We start from the raw sequence: 12,086 nt of genomic DNA on the forward strand, positions 1-12,086 counted from the left end.
GCCCTCCGCTTCGGCGGAGGGTCTATTCCGGGCAGGATGCCTTTTTGCAGCCGGGGAACTGGACGTTCATCCAATCGTTGTCTTCGGGAGTGGGAAATGAAGCCTTTTCTGCGCTGGTGTTTCGTGGCGACAGCTCTCACGCTGGCAGGATGCAGCAACTCTGCCTGGCGTAAGGACGCCGTCCTCGCGGTACCATTGCAACCGACTTTGCAGCAAGAAGTGATTCTGGCGCGCATGGAACAAATTCTTGCCAGTCGGGCTTTAACCGATGACGAACGCGCACAGCTTTTATATGAGCGCGGAGTGTTGTATGATAGTCTCGGTCTGAGGGCACTAGCGCGAAATGATTTTTCACAAGCGCTGGCAATCCGACCCGATATGCCTGAAGTATTCAATTACTTAGGCATTTATTTAACGCAGGCAGGCAATTTTGATGCTGCCTATGAAGCGTTTGATTCTGTACTTGAGCTTGATCCAACTTACAACTACGCGCACTTAAACCGCGGCATCGCTCTGTATTACGGCGGCCGTGCTAAGTTAGCGCAAGATGATCTGCTGGCGTTTTATCAAGACGATCCCAATGATCCTTTCCGCAGTCTGTGGTTATACCTCGCCGAGCGTAAGCTTGATGAGAAGCAGGCGCTTGAAGCACTGAAACAGCGCTTCAACAAGTCGGATAAAGAGCAATGGGGATGGAACATTGTCGAGTTCTACCTTGGCGACATTAGCGAAAAAGAGCTGATGACCCGTCTGAAGGCAGACGCAACGGATAACACCTCGCTCGCTGAGCATCTCAGTGAAACCAACTTCTATTTAGGTAAGTACTACCTAAGTCTGGGGGACAAGGACAGCGCTACGGCACTGTTCAAACTGGCGGTCGCTAACAACGTTCATAACTACGTTGAGCACCGATACGCATTGTTGGAATTATCGCTCTTGGGCCAGGAGCAAGATGACCTGGCAGAATCGGACCAGCAATAGCTGACGAACACACATCAGCCCATTTTTTGATTGCCATCACCTTCGCGGGTGAGGGCGTTGTTGTTCGTTAATACACCTACTTTGAGCCGGTTCACACTTTTCAATGAAAATTACTCTAAATTTTCACGATGAGTTATGTAGACTGGCCGCCATTAATTTTGAGGCACACGTACTACATGGCTGAATTCGAAACCACTTTTGCAGATCTGGGCCTGAAGGCTCCTATCCTTGAAGCGCTTAACGATCTGGGTTACGAAAAACCATCTCCGATCCAGGCTGAGTGCATTCCGCATCTGCTGGACGGCCGCGACGTTCTGGGTATGGCCCAGACCGGTAGCGGTAAAACCGCAGCGTTCTCTTTACCGCTGCTGAACAACATCGATCCTGAGCTTAGAGCACCACAGATTCTGGTGCTGGCGCCGACCCGCGAACTGGCGGTACAGGTTGCTGAAGCAATGACGGAATTCTCTAAACATATGCGCGGCGTAAACGTGGTTGCCCTGTACGGCGGCCAGCGTTATGACGTGCAGCTGCGCGCCCTGCGTCAGGGGCCGCAGATCGTCGTCGGTACCCCGGGTCGTCTGCTGGACCACCTGAAGCGCGGTACGCTGGATCTCTCTAAACTGAGCGGTCTGGTACTGGATGAAGCAGATGAAATGCTGCGCATGGGCTTTATCGAAGACGTAGAAACTATCATGGCGCAGATCCCGGAAGGTCATCAGACCGCTCTGTTCTCCGCCACGATGCCGGAAGCGATTCGTCGCATTACCCGCCGCTTTATGAAAGAGCCGCAGGAAGTGCGCATTCAGTCCAGCGTCACCACGCGCCCGGACATTAGCCAGAGCTACTGGACTGCTTACGGCATGCGTAAAAACGAAGCGCTGGTGCGTTTCCTGGAAGCGGAAGACTTTGATGCGGCGATTATCTTCGTGCGTACCAAAAACGCGACTCTGGAAGTGGCAGAAGCGCTGGAGCGTAGCGGCTATAACAGCGCCGCGCTGAACGGCGATATGAACCAGGCGCTGCGTGAGCAGACTCTGGAGCGCCTGAAAGACGGTCGTCTGGACATCCTGATCGCCACCGACGTTGCGGCCCGCGGCCTTGACGTTGAGCGTATCAGCCTGGTTGTTAACTATGACATCCCGATGGATTCCGAATCTTACGTTCACCGTATCGGCCGTACCGGTCGTGCGGGTCGTGCGGGTCGCGCGCTGCTGTTCGTTGAGAACCGTGAACGTCGCCTGCTGCGTAACATCGAACGTACGATGAAGCTGACGATCCCTGAAGTAGAACTGCCGAACGCGGAACTGCTGGGCAAACGTCGTCTGGAGAAATTCGCCGCTAAAGTTCAGCAGCAGCTGGAAAGCAGCGATCTGGACCAGTATCGTGCGCTGCTGGCTAAAATCCAGCCGACTGCGGAAGGCGAAGAGCTGGACGTAGAAACGCTGGCCGCTGCGCTGCTGAAAATGGCCCAGGGCGAACGTTCTCTGATCGTTCCGCCGGATGCGCCGATGCGTCCTAAGCGTGAGTTCCGCGATCGTGATGACCGTTTCGAACGCCGTGGCGACCGTAATGACCGCGGTCCGCGTGGCGATCGTGAAGATCGTCCGAAGCGTGAGCGTCGTGACGTGGGTGAAATGGAACTGTACCGCATTGAAGTGGGCCGTGATGACGGCGTTGAAGTTCGTCATATCGTTGGCGCGATCGCTAACGAAGGCGACATCAGCAGCCGCTACATCGGCAACATCAAGCTGTTCGGTTCTCACTCCACCATCGAACTGCCGAAAGGTATGCCGGGCGAAGTGCTGCAGCACTTTACTCGTACCCGCATCCTGAACAAGCCGATGAACATGCAGCTGCTGGGCGATGCGCAGCCGCGCACCGAACGTCGTGGCGGCGGCGAGCGTCGTGAAGGCGGTCGTGGCTTCGGCGGCGAGCGTCGTGAAGGTGGCCGTAGCTTTGGTGGCGAACGTCGCGAAGGCGGACGTGGTGAAGGTCGTCGTTTCAGCGGCGAACGTCGTGAAGGCGGCCGCGCGCCGCGTCGTGACGATGCTTCTGCGCCGCGCCGTGATGACTCCGCTGGTCGTCGTCGTTTCGGTGGCGATGCGTAATAAGCGCAATCCGCTAGCGTAAAGTAAATAATACAGCCCCGATCGTCATGATTGGGGCTTTTTTTATTTCTTTTGTACTCGTGTACTGGTACAGTGCATCATGCTCAACGTGAGCGAAGTATTTTCCACTGGAGATTTCGGCAAATGGCGACACTAACGACTACGGCCACCCGACCGTCTTTATTTGGCGGCGTGGTGATTATCGGCGGCACGATTATTGGCGCAGGCATGTTCTCGCTGCCGGTGGTCATGTCCGGCGCGTGGTTCTTCTGGTCGTTGGCGGCGCTGGTTTTTACCTGGTTCTGCATGCTGCACTCCGGTTTGATGATTCTGGAAGCCAACCTTAACTACCGGATTGGCTCCAGCTTCGACACCATTACCAAAGACCTGCTCGGCAAAGGCTGGAACCTGGTGAACGGCGTGTCGATCGCCTTTGTGCTGTATATCCTGACCTACGCCTATATTTCGGCGAGCGGTTCGATCCTGCACCACACCTTCAGTGAGATGTCGCTGAACGTACCGGCGCGCGCTGCGGGCTTCGGCTTTGCGCTGCTGGTGGCCTTTATCGTCTGGATGAGCACGAAAGCGGTGAGCCGCATGACGGCTATCGTACTGGGCGCTAAGGTGATTACCTTCTTCCTGACCTTCGGCAGCCTGCTGGGGCACGTCGAGCCGACGACGCTGTTTAACGTCGTGGAGAAGAATGCCTCCTATGCGCCATACCTGCTGATGACGCTGCCGTTCTGCCTGGCCTCGTTTGGCTATCACGGTAACGTGCCGAGCCTGATGAAATATTATGGTAAGGATCCACGCACCATTACCCGCTGTCTGATTTACGGTACGCTGCTGGCGCTGGGTCTGTATGTCGTCTGGCTGCTGGTGACGATGGGTAATATCCCTCGTCCGCAGTTTATCGGTATCGCCCAGAAGGGCGGCAACATTGATGTGCTGGTGCAGGCGCTGAGCGGCGTGCTGAATAGCCGCGGTCTGGATCTGCTGCTGGTGGTGTTCTCCAACTTTGCCGTCGCCAGTTCCTTCCTCGGCGTGACGCTGGGGCTGTTCGATTATCTCGCGGATCTGTTTGGCTTTGACGATAGCGCGATGGGACGCTTTAAAACCGCGCTGTTGACCTTTATCCCGCCGATGATTGGCGGGCTGGTGAAACCAGATGGGTTCCTTTATGCCATCGGCTATGCCGGCCTGGCGGCGACGGTATGGGCGGCGATTGTGCCGGCGCTGCTGGCTCGCGCTTCGCGTAAACGCTTCGGCAGCCCACAGTTCCGCGTTTGGGGCGGAAAACCGATGATTGCGCTGATCCTGCTGTTCGGGCTCGGCAACGCGGTGGTGCATTTCCTGTCGAGTTTTAATCTGCTGCCGGTTTATCAATAACCGTATTGCCCGGTGGCGTGACGCGCACCGGGCTTACCGCGTTACTAACCTAGCAATTCCTCTTTCACCTGCATCGCTAAATCAAAGGAGTGCAGGCGCGCCTGGTGGTCGAAGATCTGGCCGTTGACCATGATTTCGTCCGCTTCCGTTTCGCGAAGAATCGACGCTAACCCATGGCGAACTTTGGTCTTATCGCCAACCAGCGACATGCTTAATGCCTGCTGTACACCATACTGCTCAGACGCTGACCACAGCTGATGCATATTTTCCACCGGCGGCGGCAACTGCCCGGTTTCACCGCGGCGCAGCTTAACGAACGCCTGCTGCATCGAGGTAAAGAGGAACTCCGCGTCGCGATTACTATCGGCGGCGATAATATTGATGCATACCATCGCGTACGGTTTTTCGAGCCGCGCCGAAGGTTTGAAGTTGCTGCGGTACAGATGCAGAGCCTGGAATAGCATGTCCGGCGCGAAGTGAGAGGCGAAGGCAAACGGCAGACCAAGCTGCGCCGCTAGCTGCGCGCTGTACAGGCTTGAGCCCAGCAGCCACACCGGAATTCGTTCGCCATAGCCGGGAACCGGGCGCACCTGCGGATTAGCCTCGCGAGCGTCAAACCAGTCCACCAACTCCGCCACATCGCGCGGGAAATTATCGACATCGCCGCTCATGTGGCGACGCAGCGCGCGCATGGTCGGCTGATCGCTGCCCGGCGCGCGGCCAAGGCCGAGATCGATACGTCCGGGATACAGCGTATTCAGGGTGCCGAACTGTTCGGCGATCACCAGCGGCGAGTGGTTTGGCAACATCACGCCACCGGATCCCAGATGCAGGGTGGTGGTATTGGCGGCAAGATAGCCAATCAACACCGAGGTCGCCGCGCTGGCAATGCCCACCATATTATGGTGCTCAGCCAGCCAATAACGGTGGTAGCCGCGGGATTCCGCCAGTTGGGCGAGAGCGAGAGAATGGGAAAAGGCTTCTTTAGCAGAAGAACCCTGCGGGATCGGCGCCAGATCGAGCACCGAGAACGGAATGTTTTTATCAGTCATAACAGCTCACTTTGTCGACGGTGAATCTTTTAATAGTGCATTAAAAATTAATAACCGTTGTTAACAAAGTGAGCTTTTACACTTCACCTTACGCCTGCAGCTCCAGCCCGGCCAGCCGTTTCCAGTAGCCGTTGCAATCGCTGTTAGCGGTGAGATCCAGCGGCGCAGCGCCATTTTCATTGGCGCGGAAGGCGTCGAGCATGGCGAAGGTCTCGCTACCCATCGGCGACAGGCGCACCATATCCACCAGACCGTGCATCGAGGTTAACTCGTTGCCAAGGTTATAGACGTAGCCGCTCATCGTCTGAATGCCGTTAAGCACAAACACCTGCTGGTTCTCCTGCGACAGCATGCTGCGCCCGGTTGGGTACTTGATGCAGCAGGTTTCGCATTCGTCTTTTGGCCGGTCTTCCGAGCGAGCGGTAAAGCAGCGCGCGGAATAGGCCAGCGGCAGATGGCCGTAGCTCAGCACTTCGACTTCAAACTGGTTGCGAATACCCAGCTCTTCACACTGGGTCAGTAAATTAGCCAGCCAGTCGCGGGAGAGTTCAACCGGCATACACCAGCGCACCATGCCCTGTTTCAGCAGCAGGCGCAGGGTGACGGCGTTGTAGCAGTTCAGCGCATGACCCGCGACGAAGGGCAACTTGCGTTCGGCACAGAGATTGACCACGCCGAGGTCGCTGGCTTCAATCAGGAATTCGCCGTTCTCGACATAGCGCTTCAGCTCGCCCAGTTCGGAGGAGGCCTGCACCAGCGCGAGGGTGGAAAGCACCACCTGCTTGCCGCTACCGGCCAGCGTTTTCGCCATCTCAAGCCAATCGCCGACTTTAGTGGCGCGGCGTTTGCTGCACACCGCTTCGCCCAGATAAATGGTGTCAGCGCTACTGTTTGCCGCCTGCTGGTAAAAATCTTCCAGCGTCTCTTTTGGCCAGTAGTACAGCACCGGCCCTAATGAATATTTCATGTTTCTCACTGCCATTTACGGTGATAGGCGCCAAGGGTGGTTTGCGTTCCTTCGGACATCGAACCAAGGGTTTCCATCCATGCGGATTGCGGTACGAAGTTCTGCGGATCGGCTTTACAGCGATCGATCGCCTGACGCCAGACCTTCGCTACCTGGGTGACGTATGCCGGGCTGCGCTGACGGCCTTCGATTTTTACCGAGGCGATATTGGCGGCCATCAGTTCTGGCAACAGCTCCAGGGTATTGAGGCTGGTGGGTTCTTCCAGCGCGTGGTAGCGTTCGCCGTCGACCAGGTAGCGGCCTTTGCACAGCGTCGGATAACCGGCATTTTCGCCATCCTGATAGCGATCGATCAGCACTTCGTTAAGGCGTGACTCCAGCCCCTGCGGCGTTTGCTGCCAGCGGACGAAGCGCGCGGGCGAACAGGCGCCGACGGTATTTGGCGATTCGCCGGTGAGATACGACGAGAGATAGCAGCGGCCTTCCGCCATGATGCATAAGCTACCGAAGGCGAAGACTTCCAGTGGCACCGGCGTGGCGCGGGCTAACTGTTTCACCTGGTGAATGGATAACACCCGCGGCAGTACGACGCGGGCAACGTCAAAGTTGCGGTGATAAAAACGCACCGCCTCTTCGTTAGTGGCGGACGCCTGCACTGAAACGTGACGTTCGATGTGCGGGTAGCGTTCCGCGGCGTACTCCAGCATCGCGATATCGGCGAGGATGAGCGCGTCGGCGCCCAATTGCGCGGCCATATCCACCGCTCGCTGCCAACGGGCATAACCGTCGGGATGGGCGAAGGTGTTAATCGCGATATGTAGCTTACGGCGATGCTGGTGCACAAAGCTGACGGCTTCCTGCAATTTCTTTTCGGTGAAATTAAGGCCGGCAAAGTGGCGGGCATTGGTGTCATCTTTCAGCCCGATATACACGGCATCGGCGCCGTTTTCGATGGCCGCCTTAAGAGCCGGGAGGTTACCGGCGGGGCAGAGCAGCTCCATAATTTTTCCTGAAAAACGCGGCCGGTCAGGGACGCAAAATGGTTAACGAGCTGGGATTTTAGTTAACCTTCTGGTGACAATTTTTGATTTGAGGCAGTTAAAAGCGTATTGGTGGGCTCAATAGCTGGCGGCCATCATCGCGATTTTGTTGATTTACGCCGCTATGTCGTTTATTTGATATGGCACAATAGCGAAACTATTGCATGCATGGAGTGAAGCTTGTGTTGGATGAACTGCGTTCCCGGCTGGTCCGTTTTGGCCCGTCTTTAATGAGCGTGCCGGTTAAGCTGGCGCCTTTTGCCCTCAAGCGCCAGGTGCTGGAACAAGTATTGAGCTGGCAATTTCGCCAGGCGCTGGCGGATGGAGAACTGGAGTTTCTCGAAGGTCGCTGGTTAAGTATTAATGTGCGCGATATTGGCCTGCTGTGGTATACCTCGGTAGTCGACGGTCGCCTGGTGGTCAGCCAGCAGGCTGACGCCGATGTCAGCTTTAGCGCCGATGCCAGCGATCTGCTGATGATTGCCGCGCGTAAACAGGATCCGGATACGCTATTCTTCCAGCGTCGTCTGGTGATTGAAGGTGATACTGAGCTGGGTCTATACGTGAAGAACCTGATGGATGCCATCGAGCTGGAGCAGATGCCGAAAGCACTGCGCGTCATGCTGCTGCAGATGGCGGATTTTGTCGAAGCAGGCCTGAAGAGCCCGCAGAAACCTGAACAGACATCGGTAGGTGAGGCATGCTGATTCGAGTGGAAATTGGGATTGATGCGCCGGGTATCGACGCGCTGCTGCGCCGTACGTTCGGCAGCGACGCGGAAGCGAAGCTGGTGCACGATCTGCGTGAAGATGGTCTGATCACGCTGGGCTTAGTCGCCACTGACGATGAAGGCCAGGTGGTTGGCTATGTCGCCTTTAGCCCGGTCACCGTCGAAGGTGAAGAGCTGCAGTGGGTAGGGCTGGCGCCATTGGCGGTAGATGAAAGCTATCGCGGCCAGGGTATTGGCCGACAGCTGGTCTACGAAGGGCTGGATTCATTAAATGAATTTGGGTACGCCGCGGTGGTCACGCTGGGCGAGCCGGCGCTGTATGGCCGTTTGGGCTTTGAACCCGCGGCTGCGTTCGATTTACGCTGCCGTTGGCCGGACACCGCGGAAGCCTTCCAGGTGCATCGTCTGGCGGATGACGCGCTGCAGGGCGTACACGGTCTGGTTGAGTACAGCGATCATTTCAATCGCTTCTGAGCCCCTCCAGTAGGGTCTCGAACGAACCATCCCCGGCAACGAGGCGCTCTTTCTGGCGCTTCGTTAGCTGCTTGATGCGATACTCCAGCCGCAGCGCAAGTGAGTGGTCACCAACTTTCTGACTAAACGCCAGCGCCAGTTCTCCTTTGCCGCGCAGCGCTTTCGCCCCTTTGCCTTCCTGATGCTGAAGAAAGCGGCGTGGGACATCGGTGGTGATGCCGGTATACAGGCGGTTATCAGCGGTTCGAATAAGATAGAGAAACCAGCACACGGTAATAATGTCAGTCTGTTAGGGTGTGTGCACCATAACATAATGGAGAATAAAGATGGATACGCTTGCCGCGATTAGCCGCTGGCTGGGCAAACAGCACGTCATCACCTGGTGCGTGGCACGTGATGACGAGCTCTGGTGCGCCAATGCGTTTTATGTTTACGACCCGGATAACGTCGCTTTTTATCTACTAAGCGACGAAAAAACCCGTCACGGTCAGATGACCGGCGAAGGCGCGAAAGTCGCCGGGACGGTCAACGGCCAGCCAAAGACCGTTGCCTTGATCCGCGGCGTGCAGTTTAAGGGGGAGATCCGCCGCCTTCACGGTGATGAAGAGGCTGAGATGCGCAAGCGCTACGTCAAGCGCTTCCCTGTTGCCCGCATGTTGTCGGCGCCGGTGTGGGAGATTCGTCCCGACGAGCTTAAATTTACCGACAACACGCTGGGTTTTGGCAAAAAGCTATACTGGCTGCGCGACTCAAGCGCCGAGCAGGCGTAGCGCCTCGCGATTGAACGCCGGCAGGTCGTCTGGCGTTCGGCTGGTGACTAACTGATCGTTATCAAGCACCACTTCCTGATCGTAAAACTCACCGCCGGCGTTTTTTACGTCGACCACGATAGGTTTAACCGCTGTGAGTTTACGCCCGCGAATGACGTCTGCGCTGATGAGTAACTGAGGGCCGTGGCAGATGGCAAAGACCGGCTTACCGCTATTCACGAAGTCGCGAGTAAAAGTGACGAAGCGCTCATCCCCCCGCAACTGGTCCGGTGAATAGCCGCCTGGCAGCAACAACGCGTCAAACTGTGCCGGCGTCACGTCATCTATTGCTTTGTCGATCGCCACTTCAGCCTCGCCTTGTTTCCCTTTTACCGTTTTTCCTGCCTGTTTCTCAATCGTCACGACCTGATGCCCGGCAAGTTTAAAGGCCTCGGCAGGTGAGGTGAATTCAGAATCTTCGAAGTCGTCGGTGATTAGTACGGCAATCTTTTTACTCATTCTTCCTCCGATCTTTTGGCAGTGAATGAGGCATTTCCATGATGATGGTGGATACTTACCTCGTAAGCTATTAAGCCTGGAACATGTGGGGCAAAGTGCAAGGCAGACAATTCTGCAAAGGAGATTCGATGAGTCAGGTATTATTAACCGGCGCGACTGGTTTGGTTGGTGGGCACTTACTTCGTTTGCTGCAGAGTGAGCCGGGCATTAGCGCGATTACTGCGCCGACTCGCCGCCCACTCCCGCCCGCGGAAGGGGTCTTTAATCCTTACGATCCGCAGTTGACCGATGCACTGGCGCAGGTGGTTGATCCTGTCGATATCGTTTTCTGCTGCCTGGGCACCACGCGACGGGAAGCGGGGAGTAAAGAAGCGTTTGTGCATGCTGACTATACGCTGGTGGTGGATACGGCACTGGTCGGGAAGCGCCTTGGGGCGCAACATATGCTGGTGGTCAGCGCGATGGGCGCCAATGCGCATTCGCCCTTCTTCTATAACCGCGTGAAAGGGGAAATGGAAGAGGCGCTGATGGCGCAGGAGTGGCCGCGGCTGACCATTGCCCGTCCTTCAATGTTGCTGGGGGATCGGGAGCACAAACGCGCCAATGAAACGCTCTTTGCACCGCTATTTCGTTTTCTGCCTGGAGACTGGAAAGCTATTCAGGCTCGCGATGTAGCGACTGCCCTGCTCGCGGAGGCGCTGGCGCCGAGCCATGAAGGCGTCCAGATCCTTACCTCGTCTCAGCTACGGGAGCGCGCTGCCCGGCAGGTGGATTAACCATTTTCAAATTTCGACGGCAGGCGTAGTATTCACCTCCTTATTTGTTATCACTTCTCCCTGGGGAATGCTATGGCTGGTCAGTCTTCATCTCAGGCGGCATCACCATTTCAATGGTGGAAACCCGCGCTGTTCTTTCTCGTCGTTATCGTTGGTCTGTGGTACGTCAAATGGCAGCCGTATTACGGTAAAGCCTTTACGGCCGCGGAAACCCACAGTATCGGTAAATCTATTCTCGCGCAGTCTGATGTAAACCCGCTGCAGGCGGCATGGGATTACGCGATGGTTTACTTCCTCGCGGTCTGGAAAGCGGCGGTGCTCGGCGTGCTGCTCGGGTCGCTTATTCAGGTGCTGATCCCCCGCGACTGGCTGCTGCGCACGCTTGGGCAATCTCGTTTTCAGGGCACGCTGCTGGGAGCGATTTTTTCGCTACCGGGGATGATGTGTACCTGCTGCGCCGCGCCGGTCGCCGCCGGTATGCGTAAACAGCAGGTGTCGATGGGCGGAGCGCTGGCATTCTGGATGGGCAACCCGCTGCTGAACCCGGCAACGCTGGTCTTTATGGGCTTCGTGCTAGGTTGGCAGTTTGCTCTGATCAGACTAGTGGCCGGGCTGGCGACGGTGCTAGTGGTGGCGACGCTCGTGCAAAAATGGGTAAAAGAGGCGGCGACGCAGCCGGTGGCGACAGAAGACATTAGCCAACTGCAGCGCGATGAGGGCAGTTTTATCAGCCGCTGGCTGCGCGCGCTGTGGTCGCTGTTCTGGAGTACGATCCCGGTTTACATCCTCGCGGTGCTGGTACTGGGCGCGGCGCGGGTCTGGCTGTTCCCGCACGCCGAGGGCGCGGTCGATAACACGCTGTTCTGGGTGATCGCAATGGCGATAGCCGGTTGCCTGTTCGTTATCCCGACGGCGGCGGAAATCCCGATTGTGCAGACGATGATGCTGGCCGGAATGGGCACCGCGCCGGCGCTGGCGCTGCTGATTACCTTGCCGGCGGTGAGCGTGCCGTCGCTGATTATGTTGCGTAAGGCGTTCCCGGCTAAAGCGCTGTGGCTAACCGGTGGGCTGGTGGCGTTATGCGGGGCGATCGTCGGCGCGCTGGCGCTGGTGTAATTTATCCGGAGCGGGGCTGTGGCCCCGGCGCCGGATTTTGCGCCGGATGGCGGCTACGCCTTACCCGGCCTACAGTCCGTGCGACCTGTTGTTAATTTATACTGCCGGTGCTGGTGGCCTCAAAATCCCCCCGGTGGCGCTGCCGCTTACCGGGGCTACAGCGCTTTGCGATTTGGTAGCCC

The 12,086-nt window shown here is 57.0% G+C and carries 14 protein-coding genes; 9 read left to right on the plus strand and 5 right to left on the minus strand.

All coding sequences use genetic code 11. The annotated features are described in order from the left end of the window. Positions 1 to 96: 96 nt before the first annotated feature. The 4 genes from nlpI (at position 97) to mtr (ending at position 4,481) form a co-directional block, all read left to right on the plus strand. Positions 97 to 981: a lipoprotein NlpI gene (gene nlpI / locus ABLV17_RS15180; RefSeq protein ID WP_020077841.1), complete on the plus strand. Its 885-nt coding sequence runs from the start codon at positions 97 to 99 to the stop codon at positions 979 to 981. A 103-nt stretch (positions 982 to 1,084) separates the two neighbouring features. Continuing rightward, positions 1,085 to 1,165 carry a protein YrbN gene (gene yrbN, locus ABLV17_RS15185; RefSeq protein ID WP_086538083.1) on the plus strand — a complete coding sequence of 27 codons (81 nt, stop codon included), beginning with the start codon at positions 1,085 to 1,087 and terminating at the stop codon, positions 1,163 to 1,165. After that, the gene (locus ABLV17_RS15190) at positions 1,158 to 3,092 is read left to right on the plus strand and encodes a DEAD/DEAH family ATP-dependent RNA helicase (protein ID WP_087859921.1); all 1,935 of its coding nucleotides are present in this window, start codon (positions 1,158 to 1,160) and stop codon (positions 3,090 to 3,092) included. Before yrbN ends, ABLV17_RS15190 begins: the two co-directional genes overlap by 8 nt. A gap of 144 nt (positions 3,093 to 3,236) precedes the next feature. Then, positions 3,237 to 4,481 carry a tryptophan permease gene (mtr, locus tag ABLV17_RS15195; RefSeq protein ID WP_015369532.1) on the plus strand — a complete coding sequence of 415 codons (1,245 nt, stop codon included), beginning with the start codon at positions 3,237 to 3,239 and terminating at the stop codon, positions 4,479 to 4,481. A 44-nt stretch (positions 4,482 to 4,525) separates the two neighbouring features. On the opposite strand, the gene ABLV17_RS15200 is transcribed toward mtr, so the two are convergent. From ABLV17_RS15200 to ABLV17_RS15210, 3 genes are all read right to left on the minus strand, one after another. Continuing rightward, entirely contained in the window at positions 4,526 to 5,533 is a 1,008-nt protein-coding gene (locus tag ABLV17_RS15200) for a luciferase-like monooxygenase (RefSeq protein WP_113373135.1), read from the minus strand. Positions 5,534 to 5,621: 88 nt separating this feature from the next. Next, positions 5,622 to 6,500: a U32 family peptidase gene (locus ABLV17_RS15205; protein ID WP_087859949.1), complete on the minus strand. Its 879-nt coding sequence runs from the start codon at positions 6,498 to 6,500 to the stop codon at positions 5,622 to 5,624. Positions 6,501 to 6,505: 5 nt separating this feature from the next. Further along, complete coding sequence (locus tag ABLV17_RS15210; protein WP_045377933.1) at positions 6,506 to 7,501, minus strand: peptidase U32 family protein; 996 nt, start codon at positions 7,499 to 7,501, stop codon at positions 6,506 to 6,508. A 221-nt stretch (positions 7,502 to 7,722) separates the two neighbouring features. Here ABLV17_RS15210 and ABLV17_RS15215 point away from each other — a divergent pair, with 221 nt between their 5' ends. Together ABLV17_RS15215 and ABLV17_RS15220 are read left to right on the plus strand one after the other, a co-directional pair. Then, entirely contained in the window at positions 7,723 to 8,247 is a 525-nt protein-coding gene (locus ABLV17_RS15215; protein ID WP_015369536.1) for an SCP2 domain-containing protein, read from the plus strand. Continuing rightward, on the plus strand, positions 8,241 to 8,744 hold the full coding sequence (locus tag ABLV17_RS15220; RefSeq protein WP_015703593.1) for an N-acetyltransferase: 504 nt from the start codon (positions 8,241 to 8,243) through the stop codon (positions 8,742 to 8,744). Before ABLV17_RS15215 ends, ABLV17_RS15220 begins: the two co-directional genes overlap by 7 nt. On the opposite strand, the gene ABLV17_RS15225 is transcribed toward ABLV17_RS15220, so the two are convergent. Then, positions 8,731 to 9,021, minus strand: a complete 291-nt coding sequence (locus ABLV17_RS15225; RefSeq protein ID WP_026612209.1) for a GIY-YIG nuclease family protein — start codon at positions 9,019 to 9,021, stop codon at positions 8,731 to 8,733. The genes ABLV17_RS15220 and ABLV17_RS15225 overlap by 14 nt on opposite strands. 49 nt (positions 9,022 to 9,070) lie before the next feature. Between ABLV17_RS15225 and ABLV17_RS15230 the strand changes: the two genes are divergently transcribed. After that, the gene (locus tag ABLV17_RS15230) at positions 9,071 to 9,514 is read left to right on the plus strand and encodes a YhbP family protein (RefSeq protein ID WP_087859919.1); all 444 of its coding nucleotides are present in this window, start codon (positions 9,071 to 9,073) and stop codon (positions 9,512 to 9,514) included. On the opposite strand, the gene ABLV17_RS15235 is transcribed toward ABLV17_RS15230, so the two are convergent. Further along, positions 9,494 to 10,012 carry a type 1 glutamine amidotransferase domain-containing protein gene (locus tag ABLV17_RS15235; protein WP_015703592.1) on the minus strand — a complete coding sequence of 173 codons (519 nt, stop codon included), beginning with the start codon at positions 10,010 to 10,012 and terminating at the stop codon, positions 9,494 to 9,496. The two genes, ABLV17_RS15230 and ABLV17_RS15235, sit on opposite strands and share 21 nt — an antisense overlap. A gap of 128 nt (positions 10,013 to 10,140) precedes the next feature. Between ABLV17_RS15235 and ABLV17_RS15240 the strand changes: the two genes are divergently transcribed. Both ABLV17_RS15240 and ABLV17_RS15245 read left to right on the plus strand, forming a co-directional pair. Then, positions 10,141 to 10,788 (plus strand): NAD(P)H-binding protein, encoded by a 648-nt coding sequence (locus tag ABLV17_RS15240; protein WP_271032068.1) that lies wholly within the window; start codon positions 10,141 to 10,143, stop codon positions 10,786 to 10,788. A gap of 72 nt (positions 10,789 to 10,860) precedes the next feature. Further along, positions 10,861 to 11,904, plus strand: coding sequence for a permease (locus tag ABLV17_RS15245; protein ID WP_113373131.1), 1,044 nt, complete (start codon positions 10,861 to 10,863; stop codon positions 11,902 to 11,904). Positions 11,905 to 12,086: the final 182 nt, after the last annotated feature.

The sequence above is a fragment of the Klebsiella sp. CN_Kp091 genome, from assembly GCF_040065095.1.
In the GTDB taxonomy this organism is placed as follows: Bacteria; Pseudomonadota; Gammaproteobacteria; order Enterobacterales; family Enterobacteriaceae; genus Klebsiella; species Klebsiella aerogenes.

Excerpts from the sequence above, each read along its gene's own strand:
- nlpI (WP_020077841.1), top strand. The coding sequence starts at position 97 with ATGAAGCCTTTTCTGCGCTGGTGTTTCGTGGCGACAGCTCTCACGCTG.
- yrbN (WP_086538083.1), top strand. The coding sequence starts at position 1,085 with ATGAAAATTACTCTAAATTTTCACGATGAGTTATGTAGACTGGCCGCC.
- ABLV17_RS15190 (WP_087859921.1), top strand. The coding sequence starts at position 1,158 with ATGGCTGAATTCGAAACCACTTTTGCAGATCTGGGCCTGAAGGCTCCT.
- mtr (WP_015369532.1), top strand. The coding sequence starts at position 3,237 with ATGGCGACACTAACGACTACGGCCACCCGACCGTCTTTATTTGGCGGC.
- ABLV17_RS15200 (WP_113373135.1), bottom strand. The coding sequence starts at position 5,533 with ATGACTGATAAAAACATTCCGTTCTCGGTGCTCGATCTGGCGCCGATC.
- ABLV17_RS15205 (WP_087859949.1), bottom strand. The coding sequence starts at position 6,500 with ATGAAATATTCATTAGGGCCGGTGCTGTACTACTGGCCAAAAGAGACG.
- ABLV17_RS15210 (WP_045377933.1), bottom strand. The coding sequence starts at position 7,501 with ATGGAGCTGCTCTGCCCCGCCGGTAACCTCCCGGCTCTTAAGGCGGCC.
- ABLV17_RS15220 (WP_015703593.1), top strand. The coding sequence starts at position 8,241 with ATGCTGATTCGAGTGGAAATTGGGATTGATGCGCCGGGTATCGACGCG.
- ABLV17_RS15230 (WP_087859919.1), top strand. The coding sequence starts at position 9,071 with ATGGATACGCTTGCCGCGATTAGCCGCTGGCTGGGCAAACAGCACGTC.
- ABLV17_RS15235 (WP_015703592.1), bottom strand. The coding sequence starts at position 10,012 with ATGAGTAAAAAGATTGCCGTACTAATCACCGACGACTTCGAAGATTCT.
- ABLV17_RS15240 (WP_271032068.1), top strand. The coding sequence starts at position 10,141 with ATGAGTCAGGTATTATTAACCGGCGCGACTGGTTTGGTTGGTGGGCAC.
- ABLV17_RS15245 (WP_113373131.1), top strand. The coding sequence starts at position 10,861 with ATGGCTGGTCAGTCTTCATCTCAGGCGGCATCACCATTTCAATGGTGG.